Source organism: Streptomyces sp. UH6 (assembly GCF_013421635.1).
Classification (GTDB): Bacteria; Actinomycetota; Actinomycetes; order Streptomycetales; family Streptomycetaceae; genus Streptomyces; species Streptomyces abyssomicinicus.
In genome coordinates, this window is sequence record NZ_JACADT010000839.1 from 1 (window position 1) to 2,519 (window position 2,519).

The following is a 2,519-nucleotide window of genomic DNA, read 5'->3' on the forward strand; positions in this document are numbered from 1 at the left end:
CGCACCTGCGCACCCTGGGGGCGGCGTCCGCGCTGACCGGTCTGCCCGCCGAGGAGCTGCGCACCGACCCGGCGGCCAATGTGGAGGGCGGTGCGGCCCTGCTGGCACGGACCCAGCGCGAGCTGGGGCAGCCGCTGAGCGGGAACCCGGCCGACTGGTACGCGGCGATCGCCCGCTACTCCGGTGCGGACGACAGCGCCACGGCCGCCATGTTCGCCCAGGACGTGTTCTCGGTGATCGCGGCCGGCCAGGAGCGGGTGACCGACACCGGCGAGCGGATCGTGCTGGCGGCGGATCCGCGGGCAAAGGCGGACCCGGCGCAGCTGGAGCGGGCCGGGCTGCGCGAGCTCGACCAGGACGGCACCGAGTGCCCGCCGACGGTGGCCTGCGAGTGGATCCCGGCGCCGTACGAGCACCTGGGCGGCGACGATCCGGGCAACTACGGCAACCACGACCTGGCGGACCGCCCCGCGGACCAGTCGGTGGACTACATCGTGGTGCACTCCACCGAGGCGACCTGGGACACCACCCTGATGCTGGTGCAGCGCCCGAGCTACCTGGCGTGGCACTACTCGATCCGTTCCTCCGACGGCCATGTCGCCCAGCACGTCAAGGCCCGTGACGTCGGCTGGCACGCCGGCAACTGGTACGTGAACGCGCACTCGATCGGCGTCGAGCAGGAGGCGTTCCTGGCCCAGCCGGACGCCTGGTTCACGGAGTCGCTGTACCGCTCGTCGGCCCGCCTGGTGAAGTACCTGGCGAAGCGCCACGACGTGCCGCTGGACCGGCAGCACATCCTCAGCCACGACGCGATCCCCGGCGTGACCCCGGCCAACATTCCCGGCATGCACACCGACCCCGGTCCGTACTGGGACTGGGCGCACTACTTCCAGCTGATGGGGGCGCCGTTCCACCGGAACGCCGGCCCGCACGGCGACGTGGTGACGGTCCGCCCGGACTACGCGTCCCACCAGCCCGTCTACACCGGCTGCGTGAGCGCCGGGGTGGCCTGCGCCCCGCACGGCTCCAGCGAGGTGCGGCTGTACGCGGAACCGTCCGAGGACGCCGCGCTGGTGAAGGACATCGGTCTGTACCCGAAGAACGAGGGCCGGACGACGATCGGGGTCAACGACGTCGGTGCCCGTGCCTCGACCGGCCAGCAGTTCGTGGTCGCGGAACGGGCCGGCGACTGGACGGCGATCTGGTACCTGGGGCAGAAGGCCTGGTTCCGCAACCCGGCGGACCGGCCGACCGCGGTGCCGACGAAGGGTCTGGTGGTGACGCCGAAGGCGGGGAGTGAGTCCGTGCCGGTGTACGGGCGGGCGTACCCGGAGGCGTCGGCCTATCCGCCGGGGGTCCCGGTGCAGTCGCTGGCTCCGCTGCCGTACCGGTTCGAGGCCGGGCAGCGGTACGTGGCCGGCGACCGGTTCCACCCGGAGTACTTCTGGAACACGACGTTCGGCGGCAGGGGCACCGTGGTGCGGGGTCAGGAGGACTACTACCAGATCCAGTTGGGTCACCGGGTGGCCTTCGTGAAGGCCTCCGACGTGGACGTCGTCAGGTCCTGATCCGCGGGTGGACACGCGAAGGGGGCCGGACCACCGAGGTGGTCCGGCCCCCTTCGCGTGTGCGGGTCGCGGACGCTCAGCCCTGGCGGAAGAGTTCGGCGGGCAGCGGCTTGAGGAGCGCATAGAGGTCCTCGGTGATCGGGCGGTCCCAGGAGGCGATGGTGACCAGCACGTTGTCGCTGCGGTCGAACTGGACGCAGGAGATCCGGCTCTCGGAGAGCTTGAGGCGGCGGACCACCAGCAGGTTGTCGCCCTGGAGCACCGGCACGTCCTCGGCGCCGGTGACGGTGACCTCCTCGTCGTTCTCCAGCGCCAGCAGCAGCTGGGCGACCTCGAACGGCACCTCGCCCTCGGGGACGTCGCGGGCCGGCGAGCCCTCGGGGAGGTTGCCGATGATCATCGCGGGACCGCGGTTGCCGAACAGGTCGTAGCGGAGGAAGACGCCCTGGCAGCTGCCGTCGGGGGCGGGGAGCAGGCCGGCGCCGAGGTTGCCGGGCCAGTCGCCCGGGTCCATGGCCAGGACGTCGAAGTCGGGCCCGGCGGGCGTGGCGCTGCGGCGGCGGAGGAACGACATGCCGCCATGGTACGTGGCCCGCCGGGCTTCACGGCGTGCGGGCGTTCACTCCCCGGCGGGCCCGGTGCCGTCGGTGTCGCCCGCGTCGCCGTGCGGGTGCGGGGCGACCACGGCCACCGGGGCGGCGGCGTGCAGCAGCACCGCCTGGGTGACGGAGCCGACCATCCGCGTCGGCACCAGCAGCCGCCGTTGGTGGCGGCCGACGACGACCAGCTCGGCGTCCTTGGAGTGGGCGACGAGCCGGCCCGCCGCGTCGCCGCCCTCCACCGCGATCTCGACGGCGACCCGGGGGTGGCGTTCCCGCAGGGGGGCGAGCCTCTCCTCGGCGAGTTCCCGGGTCTCGGCGGCGACGTCGGACTCGTCGATCATCGGCAGCG

3 protein-coding genes are annotated in these 2,519 nt (G+C 73.0%); 1 reads left to right on the plus strand and 2 read right to left on the minus strand.

Features of this window, described 5'->3' with window-relative positions:
* The coding region (locus tag HW445_RS26510) for an N-acetylmuramoyl-L-alanine amidase (RefSeq protein WP_180223410.1) at positions 1 to 1,568 on the plus strand (1,568 nt) is incomplete at its 5' end.
* A gap of 76 nt (positions 1,569 to 1,644) precedes the next feature.
* Here HW445_RS26510 and HW445_RS26515 read toward each other — a convergent pair.
* A complete protein-coding gene (locus tag HW445_RS26515) occupies positions 1,645 to 2,142 on the minus strand; it encodes a hypothetical protein (protein ID WP_180223411.1) in 498 nt (165 codons plus the stop codon).
* A 45-nt stretch (positions 2,143 to 2,187) separates the two neighbouring features.
* Positions 2,188 to 2,519, minus strand: a 332-nt coding sequence (locus tag HW445_RS26520) for a universal stress protein (protein WP_180223412.1), incomplete at its 5' end; no start/stop codon positions are given.